The 19190-nt window shown below is 74.5% G+C and carries 14 protein-coding genes; 5 read left to right on the top strand and 9 right to left on the bottom strand.

Annotated features, from left to right (window positions below; translation table 11 throughout):
- Positions 1–41: 41 nt before the first annotated feature.
- The 5 genes from lpdA to AC5WAM_RS35855 form a co-directional block, all read right to left on the bottom strand.
- Positions 42–1445, bottom strand: coding sequence for a dihydrolipoyl dehydrogenase (lpdA, locus tag AC5WAM_RS35835; protein WP_366796122.1), 1404 nt, complete (start codon positions 1443–1445; stop codon positions 42–44).
- A 112-nt stretch (positions 1446–1557) separates the two neighbouring features.
- Positions 1558–2097: a GNAT family N-acetyltransferase gene (locus AC5WAM_RS35840; protein ID WP_495520052.1), complete on the bottom strand. Its 540-nt coding sequence runs from the start codon at positions 2095–2097 to the stop codon at positions 1558–1560.
- Entirely contained in the window at positions 2094–2558 is a 465-nt protein-coding gene (locus AC5WAM_RS35845; RefSeq protein WP_495520053.1) for a nitroreductase family deazaflavin-dependent oxidoreductase, read from the bottom strand. The genes AC5WAM_RS35840 and AC5WAM_RS35845 overlap by 4 nt, the downstream gene beginning before the upstream one ends.
- A 206-nt stretch (positions 2559–2764) precedes the next feature.
- The gene (locus tag AC5WAM_RS35850) at positions 2765–3214 is read right to left on the bottom strand and encodes an SSI family serine proteinase inhibitor (RefSeq protein WP_366796119.1); all 450 of its coding nucleotides are present in this window, start codon (positions 3212–3214) and stop codon (positions 2765–2767) included.
- 445 nt (positions 3215–3659) lie between these two features.
- Positions 3660–6989: an AfsR/SARP family transcriptional regulator gene (locus AC5WAM_RS35855; protein WP_495520054.1), complete on the bottom strand. Its 3330-nt coding sequence runs from the start codon at positions 6987–6989 to the stop codon at positions 3660–3662.
- A gap of 223 nt (positions 6990–7212) precedes the next feature.
- On the opposite strand from AC5WAM_RS35855, the gene AC5WAM_RS35860 reads away from it, so the two are divergent.
- The 4 genes from AC5WAM_RS35860 to AC5WAM_RS35875 all read left to right on the top strand — a co-directional run bounded on the left by AC5WAM_RS35860 (position 7213) and on the right by AC5WAM_RS35875 (position 13503).
- Positions 7213–8109, top strand: coding sequence for an NAD(P)-dependent oxidoreductase (locus AC5WAM_RS35860; RefSeq protein ID WP_495520055.1), 897 nt, complete (start codon positions 7213–7215; stop codon positions 8107–8109).
- A gap of 143 nt (positions 8110–8252) precedes the next feature.
- Positions 8253–8342 (top strand): K(+)-transporting ATPase subunit F, encoded by a 90-nt coding sequence (gene kdpF, locus AC5WAM_RS35865; protein ID WP_037825521.1) that lies wholly within the window; start codon positions 8253–8255, stop codon positions 8340–8342.
- Positions 8343–8352: 10 nt separating this feature from the next.
- Entirely contained in the window at positions 8353–10896 is a 2544-nt protein-coding gene (locus AC5WAM_RS35870) for an ATP-binding protein (RefSeq protein WP_495520056.1), read from the top strand.
- A gap of 51 nt (positions 10897–10947) precedes the next feature.
- Positions 10948–13503: an ATP-binding protein gene (locus AC5WAM_RS35875; RefSeq protein ID WP_495520057.1), complete on the top strand. Its 2556-nt coding sequence runs from the start codon at positions 10948–10950 to the stop codon at positions 13501–13503.
- A gap of 11 nt (positions 13504–13514) precedes the next feature.
- Here AC5WAM_RS35875 and AC5WAM_RS35880 read toward each other — a convergent pair whose 3' ends face one another.
- The 3 genes from AC5WAM_RS35880 to AC5WAM_RS35890 form a co-directional block, all read right to left on the bottom strand.
- A complete protein-coding gene (locus AC5WAM_RS35880; protein ID WP_495520058.1) occupies positions 13515–15941 on the bottom strand; it encodes a polysaccharide lyase 8 family protein in 2427 nt (808 codons plus the stop codon).
- A gap of 139 nt (positions 15942–16080) precedes the next feature.
- On the bottom strand, positions 16081–16866 hold the full coding sequence (locus tag AC5WAM_RS35885; protein WP_495520059.1) for a slipin family protein: 786 nt from the start codon (positions 16864–16866) through the stop codon (positions 16081–16083).
- Positions 16867–16966: 100 nt separating this feature from the next.
- The gene (locus tag AC5WAM_RS35890) at positions 16967–17779 is read right to left on the bottom strand and encodes a hypothetical protein (protein ID WP_495520060.1); all 813 of its coding nucleotides are present in this window, start codon (positions 17777–17779) and stop codon (positions 16967–16969) included.
- Positions 17780–17946: 167 nt separating this feature from the next.
- On the opposite strand from AC5WAM_RS35890, the gene AC5WAM_RS35895 reads away from it, so the two are divergent.
- The gene (locus AC5WAM_RS35895; RefSeq protein WP_495520061.1) at positions 17947–18675 is read left to right on the top strand and encodes a class I SAM-dependent methyltransferase; all 729 of its coding nucleotides are present in this window, start codon (positions 17947–17949) and stop codon (positions 18673–18675) included.
- 40 nt (positions 18676–18715) lie between these two features.
- On the opposite strand, the gene AC5WAM_RS35900 is transcribed toward AC5WAM_RS35895, so the two are convergent.
- Positions 18716–19129, bottom strand: coding sequence for a winged helix-turn-helix transcriptional regulator (locus tag AC5WAM_RS35900; RefSeq protein ID WP_366794029.1), 414 nt, complete (start codon positions 19127–19129; stop codon positions 18716–18718).
- Positions 19130–19190 lie beyond the last annotated feature (61 nt).

A 19190-nucleotide genomic window follows, 5' to 3' on the forward strand; every position in this document is an offset into this window, starting at 1 on the left:
CGGCGGCGGCCCCGGGAAGCGCGGGAAGCGCAGCCGCGGACTCAGAAGTTGATCATGTGTCCGGCGAGGCCGTGCACGGCCTCCTTGACGGCTTCGCCCAGGGTCGGGTGGGCGTGCACGTTGCGGGCCACCTCGTGCACCGTGAGGTCCCACTGCTGGGCCAGGGTCAGCTCGGGAAGCAGCTCCGTCACGTCCGGGCCGATGAGGTGGGCGCCGATGATCTCGCCGTACTTGGCATCGCTGATGATCTTCACGAAGCCGACGGTGTCGCCGAGGCCGTGCGCCTTGCCGTTCGCCTGGAACGGGAACTTGGCGACCTTGACGTCGAAGCCCTTCTCCTTGGCCTGCGCCTCCGTCCAGCCGAAGCTCGCGATCTGCGGCTGCGAGTAGGTGGCGCGCGGGATCATCGGGTAGTCGAGCTCCATCGTCTCGGCGTCCCCGATGGTCTCGGCCGCCACGACGCCCATGGACTCGGCGGTGTGGGCGAGCATCAGCTTGGCGGTCACGTCGCCGATGGCGTAGATGTGCGGCACGTTCGTACGGCAGCGGCCGTCGACGTCGATGGCGCCGCGCTCGGTGAGCGCCACGCCGGTCGCCTCCAGGCCGTAGCCCGTGACGTTCGGCGCGAAGCCGATGGCCTGGAGCACCTTGTCGGCCTCCAGGACCTGCTGCTTGCCGTCCTTGGCGGTGACGGTCACGCGGACCTGCGGGCCCGACTCGTCGATGGACTCCACGCGGGTGGAGGTCAGTACGTCGATGCCGAGCTTGCGGTACTGCTTGGCCAGCTCCTTGGAGACGTCCGCGTCCTCCAGCGGGGCGACGCGGTCCAGGAACTCGACGATCGTGACCTTCACGCCGTAGTTGTGCAGGACGTAGGCGAACTCGATGCCGATCGCGCCCGCGCCCGCGATCACCACGGAGCCCGGCAGCTCGTCGGCGAGGATCTGCTCCTCGTACGTGACCACGCGGTCGCTGCGGCGCGTGCCGGGCAGCAGCTTCGGGGTGGCACCGGTGGCGATGATGCAGTTGTCGAAGCCGATCGTGGTGGTCGTGCCGTCCGACTTGGCCACCTGGAGGGTGTTGGCGTCCAGGAAGGTGCCCCGGCCGTCGAACTCCGTGATCTTGTTCTTCTTCATCAGGAAGTGGACGCCCTTGACGCGGCCGTCCGCGACCGTGCGGCTGCGCCGGAACGCCTCGCCGTAGTCGAAGGACACCTCGCCGTCGACCTTGATGCCGTACGTCTTGGCCTCGTGCGTGAACAGGTGGGCGAGCTCGGCGTTGCGCAGGAGGGCCTTCGTCGGGATGCAGCCGACGTTGAGGCAGACGCCGCCCCAGTACTTCTCCTCCACGACCGCTACCCGCTTGCCCAGCTGGGCGGCGCGGATGGCGGCCACGTAACCGCCGGGTCCTGCTCCGAGCACGACGACGTCGAAGCGGTCATCCATGGGGTGGTTCCTCTCTGCGTTTGCGGTGCTGTGTGCAGCTCTGTGGTGTGGCTGCCACGATCATCCGTCATACCCGCCCCGGGGTGTGGGGCGGGTCGGTGTCCTTGACCCCTCAAGGCTCTCGCACGAGCTGCCACTTGACCTCGCCGGCCTGTCGTTCGGCGGTGGGGGCGAGCCCGGCGGCGCGGGCGACGGCGGCGGACGCGAGGTGATCGGGGTGGACGTGCGCGCTCACCGAGGTCACCCGGGGGTGCCCGAACAGCCAGGTGACGAGGGCCCGCGCCGCCTCCGTGGCGATGCCGCGCCCCTGCCACGGCGTGCCCACCACCCACGCGACCTCGGCGGTCAGCCCGTCGGCGCCGTCGGGGGTGACGGTGGCCTGCACGGTGCCCGCGAGACGCCCGTCGGCCCGGACGCGAACGACCCAGTTGCACCAGGAGACCCCGGGCTCGGGCGGCCCGGCGAGCATGCGCGCGTACCGGGCGCGCAGGGCGGGCAGGTCGTCCGGGGCCCCGCCGGTGAACGCGTGCAGTGCCGGGTCGGCGAGGACGGGGGCCATCTCCTCGGCGTGCGCGGAACCGAGGGGCTCCAGGGTGAGCCGGTCGGTGTCGAGCGGCTCGGGGACGACCGGACCGGCGCCGGGACGGCTCACGCGTCCTCCGCCACCGGCTCCAGGACCACCACGGGCAGCACCCGCTCGGTCTGCTTCTGGTACTCGGCGTACTGGGGGAAGGTCTCCACGGCCCGCGCCCACCAGGCGGCGCGTTCCTCGCCCTCGGCGACGCGCGCCTCGTACGTCCTGATCGCGGGGCCGTCCTGGAGCCGCACGCGGGGGTGGGCGAGCACGTTGTGGTACCAGGCGGGGTGCTTGGGCGCGCCGCCGACGGAGCCCACGGCGGCATAGCGCTCGCCGTCGGAGACGCGGATCACCGGGGTCTTGCGGATCTTCCCGGACCGGGCGCCCCTCGTGGTGAGGACGACGGTGGGGTAGCCGTTCAGGAGGGTGCCGTCCAGACCGCCGCTGGACTCGTAGCGGTCGACGTGCTCCGCCACCCAGTCCCAGGTGTTGGGGGCGTACTCGCCGTCGAGGGTGTGGTCGTCCGCGGGGCTCATGGGGGCTCCTTCGGCAAGGGCGTACGGGCCGGCCGGATGCCGGTCCGGTTGGTGCCAACCGGCCGGACCCGCGAACTCTTCCCGTACGCCCGCGTCCTGCCTCAAGGCGGCAGTGTGCGGCCCCCGATGCTCGGGACATCGGGGGCCGCGGGCCTCGGCTGCCTCCCCCCACGAAAGGTGGCCGAGGGGTCTTGGGGGACGGACCGTCAGAAGTTCAGGAGCGCCCCCTCGGCGAGCGCCGCGTCCTTCGTGCAGGGGTTGCCGAACGTGGTCGTCCAGGCGACGTGCTTGCCCTGCCAGACGCCGCTCACGGAGACGACGACCGGGTTCCACTCCTTGGTACACAAGGCCTTGGGCTCCTTGTTCACGAGCGCGTCGAACCGCGCGCCCACGGCGGCGGCCTCCGCGCAGGCGGCACGCGGCGCCGGGTGGGTGCCCGAGGCCTTCGGCGCACACGTCAGGGTGACCGCGCGCTGCACCGTGGCCGTGGCGGCGTCTTCGCCCTGGCCGACGGTGAGCACCAGGTCCGAGGGCGCGTACAGGCCCATCGGCTTCGGCGTGGCGGCCTGGGCCGCGCCCGTCGTGACCGCCGAAACGGTCAGGACGCCGGCGGCCACGGCAGCTGCCGTGCTCACGGTCTTGAGGAGGTGACGCACTGTAATGCTCCTTCAACTGCGGGTGAGTGGTACGAGAATGGATGTTGCGTACCGATACTGCTGCGCGTTACGGACGGGTTGCGTGCCGTAGCGGCGATTGCGTTGAGGAGTCTGGCAAGTGCGCTGAGTAAGCAGCAAACTGATGGTCGATTTCCGGATGCAGGCGTCCGCTGAGCGAGGCGCACGTGGTCATTCGGGCAGCTCAACGTACGCGGGAGCGCGCCCACTCATCTTGCGGCGCGCCGTTTTGACACTGGTGGTATAACCCAAAACAACCCTCTGACCTGCGAAAATGAGCGGTCGGTCGTTTTTTGCAACGTGGGCTTCGACCGGAAACCGGTGCTTGACCGGCCGGGCCCCACCCGGTAATCAGCGGGGCACACGGAGCGCGCGGGACGCCTGCGGCGGACGCTGAAGCAGGGGCGGGAAGCGGCATCGCCCCAGGTCAAACGGGTGAGGGCGAGGCCACGACGGCGCGTGCCGCCACCGGGCTCAGCCGCTGCCCTTGCTCGAAAGCGGTTGTGTACGACTGTGCGCCGAGGCGGGCGCGGGCCGCCGCCTGCACGCGGTCCACGTCCCCGCGCTCGGCATCGGGCAGCGGCGCACCCACCGAGGCGCGGGCCGCCGAGGCCGCGCCGAGCAGCGTCGCCGCCGTGCCGTGCGCGCCCGCGGCCGCCTCGGCCCCCGCGAGGCCCTCCAGGGCGAGGGCCAGCGCCCTCGGGTCGCCGAGGGGCAGCGCCGCCGCGAACCCGTCCGCGTGCAGCGCCCGGGCCGCCGCCGCGTCGCCGCGCAGCTCCGCCACGAAGCCGAGCTCGGCGAGGGCGAGCGTCACGCCGGGGCCGTAGTCGGCCTTGCGGAACCACGCGAGGAGCGCGCGCATGTGCCGCTCGGCGCCGTCCAGGTCGCCCTCCCTGCGGGCGCCGAGCCCGAGGCCGATCAGGGCGTCGATCTCGCCGGAGCGGAAGCTGTGGTCGCGCGCCAGCTTCAGGGCCCGCTCGTGATCGGCGCGCGCCCCGGCCAGGTCCCCGGTGAGCAGCGCGATCCGACCACGCCCGGACAGCCGCTTGGAGGCCTCCGCCCACAGCCCGAGCCGCTCCGCGACGAGCAGCCCCTCGTGGTGCAGCCGGGCGGCCTCGGCGTGGTCCCCCGCGATCTCGCTGAGCGTGGCCAGCGGGAACACGGTCTGCAACTGCCCCAGGGCGTCGCCGAGTTCACGGAAGAGCCGCGCGCTGCGCTCGCTGTCGCGCCGCACCGCCGCCAGGTCGCCGCGCGCCATCGCGTGCCGGGCCCGCACGCTGAGCGCGGCGGCGGTGCCCCAGCGGTCGCCGAGCGCCTCGAAGGCGTCGAGCGCCTCGTTCACCAGGCGCTCCCCGGTGCGCACGGCGCCCGCGCCGAGCTGCGCGGAGCCGAGGATCCACAGCGCGGTGGCCCGCCCCGACGGATCGTCGACGTGTCGGTACGCCTCCAGGACGGCGGCGAGGAGCGGCTCGAAGTCCGGGTGCGCGGCCGTCGGCGGACCGGCCGCGGCAAAGGCCGCGCCGTCCGTGTCGGTCCCGGTCCCGGTGCACGCGTCGGTGAACCCCTCGTCGCCCTCCCGCAGGGCGATGCCGGTGCGCCAGGCGAGGGCGAGCGCCCGCGCGGCCGCCGCCCCCGGCGGGAGCCCCGTGGCGGTGGGCGCGAGCGCCAGGGCCGCGTCCAGGGAGCGGCGCGCCTCGGCGACCCTGCCCCGCAGCACCCAGTACCAGGCGAGGGCGTTCACCATCCGCAGCGCCCGCTCCACAGCCCCGTGCCCGACCGCCGCGTCCAGGGCGCGGCGCAGGTTGCCGCTCTCCTCGTCGAGCCGTTCCAGCCACCGCCGCTGCTCCGGGCCGCGCAGCGCCGCGCCGCCGCGCTCGGCGAGCGCGGCGTAGTGGGCGCTGTGCCGCTCGCGCACCTCCTCGGCCTCGCCCGCCTCCCGCAACTGCTCGGCCCCGTAAGCCCGTACGGACTCCAGGAGGCAGTAGCGCGGCCCGTCCGGGCGGTCGGACGCGACCACGAGCGAGCGGTCCACGAGCCGCGCGAGCAGGTCGAGGACGTCCGCGGGGCGCACCGCGCCGCCCGCGCCGACGGCCTCGGCCGCGGCCGGGCCGCAGCCGTCGTGCACGGCGAGCCTGCGCAGCACCGTGCGCTCGGGCCCGCTCAGGAGCGACCAGCTCCAGTCGATCACCGCGCGGAGCGTGCGCTGCCGGGCCGGGGCGTCGCGCAGGCCCCGGCGCAGCAGCGCGAACCGGTCGTCGATCCGGGCGAGCAGACCGTGCACCCCCATCGTGCGGACCCGGGCCGCCGCGAGTTCGAGGGCCAGCGGCAGCCCGTCGAGCCGTACGCACAGCTCGGCGACGGCCTCCGTGTCGTCCGCGCCGAGCGCCGCCGTGCCGGGCCCGAGCCCGGCCCGCTGGACGAACAGCTCCATGGCGCCGCCCAGTTCCAGCGGCGGCACCGGCCACACCCGCTCGCCGCTCACGTCGAGCGGCTCCTGGCTGGTAGCGAGGACGGTGAGGTCCGGCGCCGCGCGCAGCAGCCCGGCGGCGAGGGCGGCCACGGCGTCCACCACGTGCTCGCAGTTGTCGAGCACGAGGAGCAGCCGCCGGGCGCGCAGCGCGTCCGTCAGGCGGGCCACGGCGTCCCGCTGCGGGCCCGCCTCCGGCTCCTCGTGCAGCCCGAGGACCCGCGCCACGGCCTCCGCGACGGCGGCCTCCGCCCGGTCGCGGCCCGCGTCGACGCCCGCGAGTTCCACGAGCCACACCCCGTCGGGGAACGCGGGCACGAGCCCGTGCGCCGCGGCCACCGCGAGCCGCGTCTTGCCCACGCCGCCGGGGCCGGTGAGCGTCACCAGACGCGTGGCGCCGAGCAGCCGACGTACTCCCGGCACGGCGTCGTCCCGGCCGACGAGGCCGGACACCGGGGCGGGGAGGTTGGAGCGCACGCCCGGGGCGGCGGTCGGCGGACGGCCGCGGCGCGCGGGCCCGCCGGGCGGCGGGGACGGCCCGTCGAGCGACGGGTCCTGGCGCAGGATCGCCCCGTGCAGCGCGGCCAGTTCCGGACCCGGCGCGAGCCCGAGGTCCTCGGCGAGGCGACGCCGCAGGTCCTCGTACGCGGCGAGCGCCTCCGTCTGGCGGCCCGAGCGGTACAGCGCCCGCAGCTGCGCCGCCCGCAGCCGCTCCCGCGCGGGATGGCGTACGACCAGGTCGGCGAGGTCCGCGGCCAGCTGCCCGTGCTCGCCGCTGTCGAGGCGCGCCTCGGCGTGCTCCTCCCGCGCGGTGAGCCGGGCCTCGTCCAGCCGCTCCGCCGCGCCCCGCGCGAACGCCTCACCGGCGAAGTCGGCGAACGCCTCGCCGCGCCAGAGGCCGAGCGCGTCCGCGAGCAGGCGGGCCCGCTCGCGCGGCTCCCCGGCGGCGCGCGCCCGCTCGACCAGGGCCGTGAACCGGGCCGCGTCCACGTCGTCGGACTCGACCCGCAGCGCGTACCCGGCGGGCCCCGACGCGACCAGGTCACGGCCGCCGGGACCGGCCTCGTCCAGGGCCCGGCGCAGCCGGGACACCTTCCCCTGGAGGGCGTTGGCCGGGTGCTCCGGCAGCGCCTCGCCCCACAGCCCGTCGATGAGCCGCTCGGCGGAGACGGGCCGCCCGGGGTGCACGAGCAACTGGGCGAGCAGCGCACGGACCTTGGCGCCCGGCACGGTGACGGCCGCGCCGTCCGTCGTCCACACGGCCAGCGGACCGAGCACCCCGAATCGCATGCGGACGACGATAACGCGCCAGGTGAACGACCCCCCGGCTCCCGCCCCCCGGCTCCCCGGTCCCCGGCCCCCCGCCCCCCTCGGGCCCTTGCCCCCGACCGCCCGGGCCCCGGCGGCAGCCGGACCGGCAGTGGACCGACAGCCGACCGACAGCGCCCGCCCGCAGGGTGACGACACAGGCCGCGGCGCCCAGGAGCCCGGCCCCTCACCACGGAGCGACCCCATGAGCACCGCCGATCCCATGAGCACCGCCACTCCCACGCCCCCCGCCACGGTCACCGTCATCGGCCTCGGCAACCTCGGCCAGGTCCTCGCCCGCGCCTTCCTCGACCAGGGCCACCAGGTCACCGTCTGGAACCGCTCGCGGGGCAAGGCGGACGCACTCGTCGCGCTGGGCGCCACCGCGGCGCCCACACCGAAGGCCGCCGTAGAGGCCAGTGAGCTGGTCGTCGTCTGCGTCCTCGACTACACGACGGTCCGCGACCTGCTCACCCCCGTCGGCGACGCCCTCGCGGGCCGCGCCGTCGTCAACCTGACGTCGGGCACCCCCGGCCCCGCCCGCGAGCTGGGCACCTGGGTCACCGAGCGGGGCGCGGCCTACGTCGACGGCGCGGTGTACGCGATCCCGCAGACCATCGGAACGCCGGAGGCCTTCGTCCTGTACAGCGGCGACGCCGACGCCTTCGCCGCGTACCGGCCGCTCCTGGAGCCGCTCGGCTCGCCGGTGTTCGTCGGCGCCGACGCCGGGCTCGCGCCGGTGCACGACGTGGCCCTGCTCAGCGGCATGTACGGGATGTTCGCGGGCTTCTTCCAGACCGTCGCGGTCGGCCGCTCCGCCGGGATCGAGGCGGCGGAGGTCACCGTACTCCTCGTGCGCTGGCTGAAGGAGGCGCTCGGCGCGCTCCCCGGCTTCGCCGCCGAGATCGACGCGGGCGACTACCGCACGGACACGTCGAACATCGGCATCAACGCCGTCGGGCTCGCCAACATCCTCACCGCGACCCGGGCGCAGGGCGTCGGCGTCGACCTGCTCCTGCCGCTGCACGAGGTCTTCCAGCGGCAGCTGGCCGAGGGCCGCGGCAGCGAGAGCATGGCCCGCGCCATCGAGTCCCTGCGCTAGGCGTTCCCCCTGGTGGGGCCGTCGTCAAGGCCGCGTCAACGTCCCGGCGGCCGCTGCCAAGGATGCGTCAAGGGCCGTGTCCGAAGTCCCCGGCACCCGCTTCGGTGGGGGAAGTCACCCAGGAAGCCAGGGAGTTGAGGCACATGAGCGCCGAGAACGTGGTGGGCCTTCTGATCGCCGCCGCCCTCGTCGGGTACCTCGTCCTCGCGCGGCTCTACCCCGAGAGGTTCTGACACCGGCGCGATGACGGACGGACGACCCGGACAGCTGAAGATCTACCTCGGAGCGGCACCGGGGGTCGGCAAGACCTGCCGCATGCTCGACGAAGGGCTCCGCAGGGCCGCCCGCGGCGCGGACGTCGTCATCGGCTACGTGGAGTGCCGCGGGCGGCCGCACACCGAGGCAGCGCTGGCGCAGGCGCGGGCCGGCGGCGTGACGGCCGTCGACCCCGCCCGCCGCTCCTGCCGGGGCGGCGAGTTCACCGAGCTCGACCTGGACGCGCTGCTCGCCCGCCGCCCCCAGGTCGCCCTCGTCGACGACCTGGCCCACGCCAACGTGCCGGGCGCGGGCCGAAACCCCCGGCGCTGGCAGGACGTCGACCGGCTGCTCACCGCCGGGATCGACGTCGTGACCACGGTCAACATCCAGCACATGGAGTCCCTCAACGACGTCGTCGAGAAGATCACCGAGGTGCCGCAGGCCGAGACCGTGCCCGACGAGGTGGTGCGCCGCGCCCACCAGATCGAACTCGTCGACGTCGCCCCCGAGGCGCTGCGCCGCCGGATGGCGCACGGCAACATCCACGCCCCCGAGGACGTCGACGCGGCCCTCGCCCACGCCTTCCGCCCCGGCAACCTCACGGCCCTGCGCCAGCTCGCCCTGCTCTGGCTGGCCGACCGGGTCGACGAGACCCTCCAGGCCTACCGCTCCGAACACGGCATCGGCGGCGTGTGGGAGACCCGCGAGCGCGTCGTCGTCGGCCTCACCGGCGGGCCCGAGGGCGACACCCTGGTCCGCAGGGCCGCCCGCATCGCCGACCGCTCGGCGGGCGGCGAACTGCTCGCCGTGCACATCACGCGCAGCGACGGCCTCGCCGCCGGGACCTCGCACGCGTCCCTGACCCGCCAGCGGCGCCTGGTGGAGGACCTCGGCGGCAGCTACCACTCGGTGGTCGGCGACGACGTGGCCGGTGCCCTCGTGGAGTTCGCACGCGCCGAGAACGCCACCCAGCTCGTCCTCGGCTCCAGTCGCCGCGGCCGCTTCGAGCGGTTCCTCACCGGGCGCGGCACCGGCGAGACCGTCGTGGCCCTCTCCGGGGCCATCGACGTCCACACCGTCACGCACGAACGCGCCGGGCACGGCACCCTCCTGCCTTCCCGCAGACGCACCCTGTCGGGCCCGCGCCGCGTCGCGGGCCCGGTGGCGGGGCTGCTCCTGCCCCTCGCCCTGACCTTCCTGCTCGACCTGGACGCCGCCCGCGACCGCCTCAACCTCACCAGCGAGGCGCTGCTCTTCCTGCTCGCCGTGGTGGGCGTGGCCTGCATCGGCGGCGTGGCCTCGGCGGTGGTCGCGTCCGTGACCGCGTCGCTGCTGCTCAACTACTGGTTCATGCCGCCCGTCGGGCACTTCACCCTTGGCGATCCCAACAGCGTCCTCGCGCTCGTGGTCTTCGCGATCGTCGCGGCCACCGTCGCCGCCGTCGTCGACCGCTCGCTGCGCCTGTCCCGGCGCTCGGCGCGCGCCACCGCGGAGGCCGAGACGATGTCGGCGCTCGCGGGCACCATCGTGCGCGGCGGCCGGCCCGTCCCCGCCCTCCTCGAACGGGCCCGCGAGGCCTTCGGCGTGGCCGCCGCCGAGCTCGTCGACCTGCCGCCCGACACCACCGACGACCAGGTGACCGCCGTGCCTGCGGGCACCGACGCCTACCTGGTGCTGCGCGGCCGCACCCTGCCCGCCGCCGACCGGCGCGTGCTCGCCGCGTTCGCCGCGCACGTCGGCGCCGCCGTGGAGCGGGCCCGGCTCGCCGAGGCCGTCGCCGAGGTGGAGCCGGTCAAGGCCGCCGACCGGATGCGCACGGCCCTGCTGCGGGCCGTCGGCCACGACCTGCGCACCCCGCTGGCCGCCGCCCTCGCCGCGATCGGCTCGCTGCGCAGCCCCGACCTGGACTTCTGCGAGCAGGACCGGCAGGAGCTCCTCGCCACCGCCGAGGAGTCCCTGACCCGCCTCAACCGGCTCGTCGACAACCTGCTCGACATGAGCCGCCTCCAGGCGGGCGCGCTCCGCCTCGAACTGCGCGCCACCGCCCTCGAAGAGGTCCTCGGGCCCGCCCTCGACTCGCTGCCGGTGGCCTGCCCCGTGGACACCGGCGGCCTGGAGGAGATCCCCGCCGTCCTCGCCGACCCGCCGCTCCTGGAGCGCGTCCTCGCCAACCTCGTCAACAACGCCGCCCGGCACACCCCGCCCGGCGGCCGGGTCCTGGTCACCGCGAGCGCCCTCGCGGGCCGGGTCGAGGTGCGCGTCGTCGACCGGGGCCCCGGCCTCCCGGCCGCCGACCGCGACCGCGTCTTCGAGCCCTTCCAGCGGCTCGGCGACACCGACAACACCACGGGCCTCGGCCTCGGCCTGGCCCTGTCCCGCGGCCTCGCCGAGGCGATGGACGGCACCCTCACGCCGGAGGACACCCCCGGCGGGGGGCTCACGATGGTCCTCTCGCTGCCCTTCGCCGGGCACTTCGCCGAGGTCAACGGTGCACACCGGGGAAGCGTCTGGCATTCTGAGCGCCTTTGAGTGATGGGCGCATCCATCGCACCCGAGCGCAGAGACGAGACACCGAGATATATGGCACGCGGCAAGCTGCGGATCTATCTGGGGGCGGCACCGGGCGTCGGTAAGACGTACGCGATGCTGTCCGAGGCCCACCGTCGCATCGAGCGCGGCACGGACTGCGTGGTGGCGTTCGTCGAGCACCACGGGCGGCCGCGCACGGAAGTGATGCTGCACGGCCTGGAGGTCGTACGGCGCAAGGAGCTGGAGTACCGGGGCGCCACCTTCACCGAGATGGACGTCGACGCCGTCCTGGAGCGGGCCCCGGCCGTCGCGCTCGTCGACGAACTCCCGCACACCAACGTGCCGGGCTCGCGCAACGCCAAGCGCTGGCAGGACGTCGAGGAACTCCTCGCGGCGGGCATCGACGTCATATCCACGGTCAACATCCAGCACCTGGAATCGCTGGGTGACGTGGTGGAGTCGATCACGGGGGTGCGGCAGCGCGAGACGGTGCCGGACGAGGTGGTGCGGCGCGCGGACCAGATCGAGCTGGTGGACATGTCGCCGCAGGCGCTGCGGCGGCGGATGGCGCACGGCAACATCTACAAGGCGGACAAGGTCGACGCGGCCCTGTCGAACTACTTCCGGCCGGGCAATCTGACGGCGCTGCGGGAGCTGGCGCTGTTGTGGGTGGCCGACCGGGTCGACGAGTACCTCCAGCAGTACCGGGGCGAGCACAACATCCGCTCGACCTGGCAGGCCCGCGAGCGCATCGTCGTCGGCCTCACCGGAGGCCCCGAGGGCCGCACCCTGCTGCGGCGCGCCGCCCGGCTCGCCGAGAAGGGCGCGGGCGGCGAGGTCCTCGCGGTCTACATCGCCCGCAGCGACGGTCTGACCGCGGCCTCGCCCAAGGAGCTCGCCGTCCAGCGCACCCTGGTCGAGGACCTCGGCGGCTCCTTCCACCAGGTGATAGGGGAGGACATTCCCGCGGGCATCCTGGAGTTCGCCCGGGGCGTCAACGCCACCCAGATCGTCCTCGGTGTCTCGCGCCGCAAGGCCTGGCAGTACGTCTTCGGGCCCGGCGTCAGCGCCACCGTGGCCCGCGAGTCGGGGCCCGACCTGGACGTCCACCTCGTCACCCACGACGAGGTCGGCACCGGCACGGGCCTGTCCAGCACGCCGCGCACCGCCCGGCTCAGCCGCAACCGCCTCATCTGGGGCTGGCTCATCGGCATGGTCGGCCCGGTGCTGCTCGCCCTGCTGCTGCGCGGCGTCGCACCGGGCCTCGGCCTCGCCAACGACATGCTGCTGTTCCTGACCCTCACGGTCGCGGCGGCCCTGCTCGGCGGCATGCTCCCGGCCCTCGCCTCCGCGGCCTTCGGCTCCCTGCTGCTCAACTACTACTTCACGCCACCCGTCCACCACGTACTGATCTCCAACCCCAGGAACATCGTCGCCCTGGTGATCTTCATAGGGGTCGCGGTGTCCGTGGCGTCCGTGGTCGACCTCGCGGCCCGGCGCACCCACCAGGCCGCGCGCCTGCGCGCCGAGTCGGAGATCCTCTCCCACCTCGCGGGCAGCGTGCTGCGCGGCGAGAACGGTCTCGCCTCGCTCCTGGAGACCGTCCGGGAGACCTTCGCGATGGAGGCCGTGGCCCTCCTGGAGCGCGAGAACGACACGGCGCCCTGGACCTGCGCGGGCAGCGTCGGCACCCGCAAGCCCGCGGACCGCCCGGAGTACGCCGATGTGGACATGCCGGTGGGCGACACCATGTCGCTCGCGCTCACCGGGCGCGTGCTGCCCGCCGAGGACCGCCGCGTGCTCGGCGCGTTCGCCGCGCAGGCCGCGGTGGTCCTCGACCGGCAGCGCCTGCAGTCCGAGGCCGACCAGGCCCGCGCCCTCGCCGAGGGCAACCGCATCCGCACCGCCCTGCTCGCCGCCGTCAGCCACGACCTGCGCACCCCCCTCGCCGGGATCAAGGCGTCGGTGTCCAGCCTGCGCTCCGACGACATCGAGTGGTCCGAGGAGGACCGGGCGGAACTCCTGGAGGCGATCGAGGCGGGCGCCGACCGGCTCGACCACCTGGTCGGCAACCTCCTGGACATGTCGCGCCTCCAGACCGACACGGTCCAGCCGATCGTCCGCGAGATCGACCTCGACGAGGTGGTGCCGCTCGCCCTGGAGGGCATGGCGGCGCCCGCCGAGCACGTCGTCCTCGACATCCCCGAGGACCTGCCGATGGTGGCCGCGGACAAGGGCCTCCTGGAGCGCGCCGTCGCCAACGTCATAGAGAACGCCCTGAAGTACAGCCCCGAGGGCGAGCCCGTCCTCGTCGCCGCCAGCACCATGGCCGACCAGGTGCAGCTGCGCGTCGTGGACCGCGGCCCCGGCGTCCCCGACGACGCCAAGGACCGCATCTTCGAGCCGTTCCAGCGCCACGGCGACGCCCCGCGCGGCGCCGGGGTGGGCCTCGGCCTCGCCGTCGCCCGCGGCTTCACCGAGGCCCTCGGCGGCACCCTGACCGCCGAGGACACCCCCGGCGGCGGGCTCACCATGGTCCTGGTCCTGCGGACGGCCCCCGGGCGGCCGAGGCCCCGGACGGACCTCCCGGCGGCGGCCACGTCGTAGCGCGCGGCGGGTCAGCCGAGCCGCACCGTGACCTTCTGGGTGGTGCCCCGGGTGCCCGCGAGGTCGCCGAAGACGAGCGTCAGCGAGCCGCCCGTCGCGGCCGAGGTCACGGTGGCGGGCCGGCCCGTGACCTCGGCGACCGGCCGGTGCCAGGTCACCGTCAGGCCGCCGCCCGGGGCCCGGGTCGGGTCGCTGACGCACACGGTGGCCGTGCCGTCGGGCCGCTCGGTGACGAGGACGGAGCAGGCGGCGCTCGCGGCGAGCGGTCCCGCCGCGCCGCCCGCCCAGAAGTTCGCGGCCGTGCAGCCGAGCGAGGGCACGTCGATGCCCTGCGCCGTGTCCGTGTTGGCGAGGATCCGCAGCCAGCCGACGGCCGCCGCCCGCTCGGCGGTGCGGTCCGCGCTCGCGCCGGGCAGCAGCAGATACGCGTACGACCCGCTGGTGGGGTCGGTGCCGTGGTCCACGTACAGCGTGAGGAAGGTGCGGGTGAGGGGCGTCGCGGAGCCGCCCCGGTTGATGTCGCTCCACTTGCCGGTGCGCTGTTCCCGCAGGGCCTTCACGGTGGCGCCGCCGGGGAAGACATAGCCGCCGTGCCCGCCGATGTGCGCCCACCGGGCGCCGGTCAGCGTCTGCGCCCAGGGCGTGGCGACGGGTTTGGGGACGCCGTCGGCCTGGAAGGGGGCGCGGCCTGCCGTCCCCAGGTTGCGGTTCTCGACCGTCGACTCCACCGCCGTGCCGTCCGTGCAGCTGATGCCCGCGCCCAGGCACACGATGGTGTCGTCCAGGCAGAACCACGACTTCCGCGCCGACAGGGTGCTCAGCAGCCCCTTCAGATGCTGCCCGAGCGCGGCCCGCTGTCCGTCCGTGGCGCCGCCCACCCAGCGCACGGCCGGCCGCGCGGCGCCCCAGTCCCCGCCCGCCCCGTCCGCGAGGACCGTGCGCGAGACGGTGGTGCCGGGCAGCCGGTAGGGGTCGACGGTGGGCCAGTAGGCGTCGCTGTACTGACCGTTGGCATAGGTGTCGCCCCACCAGGCGAGCAGGCCCGAGCCGGTGTGCCAGCCGCGCAGGTTCTCGCCGTTGCCGGTCTCGTAGTACGTGATGCGGGAGTCGGCCATGCTGAGGGACGCGGCCCAGCCGGGGCGCCGGTGCGTGGCCCGCGCCATCTCGGGGAAGAGCCGGTGGCCGGTCGGCTCGGGCACCGGGGCGGTCCCCGCGTCGTCCTCGACGTCCTTGAGGCGGGCCAGGGCGGCGATGCCGAGCTGCGGGTCGGCGAGCGCCGGGCTGTAGTGGTCGCGGCGCATCCAGCCCTTCACCAGGCTGCGCCAGCGGGCCCGTTCGGCGGCGGACGCGCCCTGTCCGAGCAGCAGCACCGACGCCAGGATCGGATGGCCGCGTAGATGGTCGTCGGCCTGGACGCGCCGGTCGTCGGAGGCGGCGACGCCCCGGCTGAGCGCACGGCCCGCGACGCAGTCCATCACCAGGCCGTTGTAGAGGAACGGCGCCCACGCGTGCTCCACGGCGTCGAACACGATCTGCAGGCCGGGGTCCGTCACCGCCCAGGGCGAGTCGGCGAGCAGCGCGAACAGCAGGCCGAGCCCGCCGAGCAGCACCGCACCGTAGGAGCCCGTGTAGGGCACGGTGGTGTGCTGGATGAACGAGCCGTCGCGGTACAGGCCGTCGCCGCTGCTCACGTACGGGAAGACCGGTGACAGGGCGTCCCGGGCCAGGGCTAGCTTCGCCGGAGTCGCGCCCACGGCCCCGCGCAGCGCGAGCACCCGGCACAGGTCCACGCGGTTGGCGCCCGTGCTGGTGCCGGTGTAGTGCGCGACCGCCGCGTCGGGCACGAAGTGGTCGACCGCCGCGCAGAACCGGGCCACCTGCTGTGCCGACAGCGCGTCGTACAGCAGCACGCAGGTGTCGAGCAGCGCCTGCGGGGCGCCGATCTGCCAGCTCCACCAGTTGCCGAAGCGCGTCGTGCGCTCGTTGTAGACCTGCGCGTACAGATGGTCGAGCCCGGTGAGGACGTCGGCCCGCAGCCCGGCGTCCCCGGTCAGGCCGGTGCCCGGCTGGCAGGAGGCCTGCGCCATCGAGGCGAGCCGGGCGTAGCTGGCCACGACGTTGGCGGAGTACGCGAACGAGTCCTGGTCGGTGTCCGGTTCGGGGTCGGCGTACGGCAGGTCGGGCCAGAGGGAGCCGCTCGCCGGGGCCATGGCCGAACGCCACCGCCGGGCCGCCTCGCCGAGCCCGGCGAGGCGGCCCTTGAAGGGCTCGGCGGTCGGCGTGAACCCCTCGCCGAGGACGAGGGTCCGCCAGGTGGCGCGCAGTTCGGCGTACGCGTCCCCGGCCGAGGCCCGGGCGGCGGGCCCGCCGGGGGCGCCGAGCGCGAGGGCGGCGGTGCCGGTGGTCAGCAGGAAGGCGCGGCGGGGCCATGAGGGCATGCGGGACTCCCGGGAGACGAAGGGGGAGCAGCAGGAGCAGGAGCAGGGGGTGCACGGGGTGCAGAGGCGTGCGGCGCGGCCTGGCAAGCGCTTTCTAGCATGCGGCGGCGGGCCCCTCAAGCCCCTGCGGCCCTCCTTCTCAGCTCCCGTCCCGCGGGGTCTGCTGCTGTGCGGCCCGTTCCAGGAAGCGCAGGAGTTCGACGGGGAAGGGCAGGACGAGGGTGGAGTTCTTCTCGGCGGCGACGGCGACGACGGTCTGGAGCAGGCGCAGCTGGAGGGCGGCGGGCTGCTCGGACATCTCCTTGGCGGCTGCGGCGAGTTTCTTGGAGGCCTGGAGTTCGGCGTCGGCGTTGATGACGCGGGCGCGGCGTTCGCGGTCGGCCTCGGCCTGGCGGGCCATGGAGCGCTTCATGGTCTCGGGCAGGGAGACGTCCTTGATCTCGACGCGGTCGATCTGCACGCCCCAGCCGATGGCGGGGCTGTCGATCATCAGCTCCAGGCCCTGGTTGAGCTTTTCGCGGTTGGACAGCAGGTCGTCCAGGTCGCTCTTGCCGATGATCGAGCGCAGCGACGTCTGGGCCGTCTGGGAGACGGCGAAGCGGTAGTCCTCGACCTGCACGACCGCGTTGGCGGCGTCGACGACCTTGAAGTAGACGACCGCGTCGACCCGGACGGTGACGTTGTCCCGGGTGATGCCCTCCTGCGCGGGCACGGGCATCGTCACGATCTGGAGGTTGACCTTGCGCATCCGGTCCACGATCGGCACGACCATCGTGAACCCGGGCGGCCGCGGCGAGCCGTGCAGCCGCCCGAGCCGGAACACGACACCGCGCTCGTACTGCTTGACGACACGCGCCGCCGACGCCGCGTACACCAGACCGGCGGACGCCGTGGCCGCGCCCGCCACGACCAGTTCCTCCAGCATGACGACCCCCTGTCGGTCGAGCCGTCCGGGATCGCTGAATTGTCCCGTGTTTAACGATACGCCCGGGGGCGGGGGCGAGGACCTGCCCCCGGCGCGACCCTCAGGCGGCCTCGGGCCGTGACGCGTACAGGCGGGTGTAGTAGCGGCCCGCGGCTTCGAAGCCGGTGGGGTCGGCGCCCGTGGCGGCGACCCGGGCGACGGCGTCGCGCTGCTCGGCGGGGCCGGTGAACAGGCGCTGCGGGTAGAGGCGGTGCGGGTCCGTCGTGGTGGTGAGGCCGTGCGCGGCGAGGCTCTCGGCGATCCGGTCGTAGGGCACCGTGCGCAGTACGAACGCGCTGACCCACAGGGGGAGCCGGACGTGGGCGAGGAGCGCGTCGAAGGTGCGGTACGAGACGTAGCCGATGCCTCCGGTGACGGTGATCAGACCGACGCGGCCGAGGGCGCGGGCCAGGCCGGGGCTGGGCGGGACCCGCTCCAGGTTCTCCGCATAGGCCTCGTCGAGCAGACCGACGGCCAGGGCGTAGGCCGTGGCCCGCGCCGCCGTGTCGACGCCGATGATCCGCACCGCGTCCGGGCGGCGCCGCTCGGCGTAGAACTCCTTGTCGCGGTCCAGGAGTTCACCCGGCGTGAGCCGGTCCGCCGCCTCGTCGGTGTAGTGCGCGTACAGGTCGTCGAGCGTCAGGTCGTGGTTCAGGAGCGCCGCGTTGATGCCGTACGAGCAGCACAGGTCGAGGACCGTGATGCGCTCGCCGCCCGCGCCGGGCGGGCCCTTCTGCTCCCGCTCGGCGAGCGTGCGGCGGAAGACGTCCTGGGCGTGCTGCGGGATCTCGTAGGCGAAGGGCGCCAGGCGGCGGAAATACGACCTCGGGTCGGGGCGGTCGTAGATGTCGTCGAAGCGGGTCTTGCCGGCCATTTCAGCCATCGCCGGGCCGGCGCCGTCGGGCGTCCTGCGTGCGCACATGGGGGTACCTCCGGGGCGTGAGTTCGGGTGTGCGGCAGTCGAAGCTCTACCCGACGCGTTTCCCGGCCCGGTAGACCGCGTGGCGGTTCCCGGCCAGGGGGACTCATTAGGCTGTGCCGGTGTTCACCTCCCAGGGCCCCTCGCTCCGCGAACTGGCCGTGCAGGCGCTGTCCTCCACCGAGCACGGCTACGACCTGCTGGCTCCCAAGTTCGACCGCACGCCGTTCCGCACGCCCGACCGCATCCTGGAGGCGACCGCCGACGCCCTGCGTCCACTTGGCCCGTTCCCGGCGGGTCTCGACGTGTGCTGCGGCACCGGGGCGGGCGTGCGGACGCTGCTGCCGCTGTGCCGGGAGCGGGTCACCGGCGTCGACTTCAGCGCCGGGATGCTGGCCGAGGCGCGGGCGGCCCTCGCCGCGCCGGAGCCGGGGCCGACGGTGGACTGGGTGCGGGCCGACGCCCGCGCGCTGCCGTTCGCCGGAGCCTTCGACGTGGCCGTCAGCTTCGGCGCGTTCGGCCACTTCGTGCCGTCCGAGCGGCCCGGGCTGTTCGCCCAGGTGCACCGGGCGCTGCGCCCCGGCGGCCTGTTCGCCTTTCCCCTCGGCGCACCCCAGCCACTCACGTCACCATGGTACTGGGCCATGCTCGGCTTCGACTCGGCGATGCGGGTGCGCAACGCGCTGTGGCGGCCGCCCTTCGTCATGTACTACCGCACGTTTCCGCTGGCCGGGGTGCGGGCCGATCTGGAGCGCGCCGGGTTCGCGGTACGGCTGCTTCCGCTGGCGGAGTTCGGACGCAGGGACGACGGCAGCCCGCGCTGGCGCCTGGTGGTGGCGCGCAAGGGGTGAGCCGCTCGCCCGGTGCGCGCTCCCGCGCACGCCTGTCGGGTCAGTCGGCGGCGGCCGTCGCCCCGTCGTCGTACGCCGCCCGCGCGGCGAGCACCTCGTCCATGTGGTCCTCGGCCCAGCCCTTGATCGCCCCCATGAGACCGGCCAGGCTCTCGCCGACCGGCGTGAGCGCGTAGCTGACGCGGACCGGCACGGCCGGGGTGACGGTGCGGCTCACCAGGCCGTCGCGCTCCAGGTTGCGGAGGGTCTGGGTGAGCATCTTCTGGCTGACACCCGCGAGGCGGCGGGCCAGCTCGCTGTAGCGGTGCGGTCCGTCGGCCAGGGCCGTCAGGGCGAGCGAGACCCACTTGTCGGCGATGCGGTCGAGGAGCTGGCGGGTGGGGCACTGCGCGACGAAGGCGTCGTACGCGGCCCGCGCCTCGGCGCGGCGCTGGGCGGCGGTCCGGGTGGCCACGGGGTCTCCTCCGGGTGACATAGGCACTCTGAAGTGCGTGCTTCCCTACGGAGAGCAACTC

The organism is Streptomyces sp. JLYT201 (assembly GCF_059448825.1).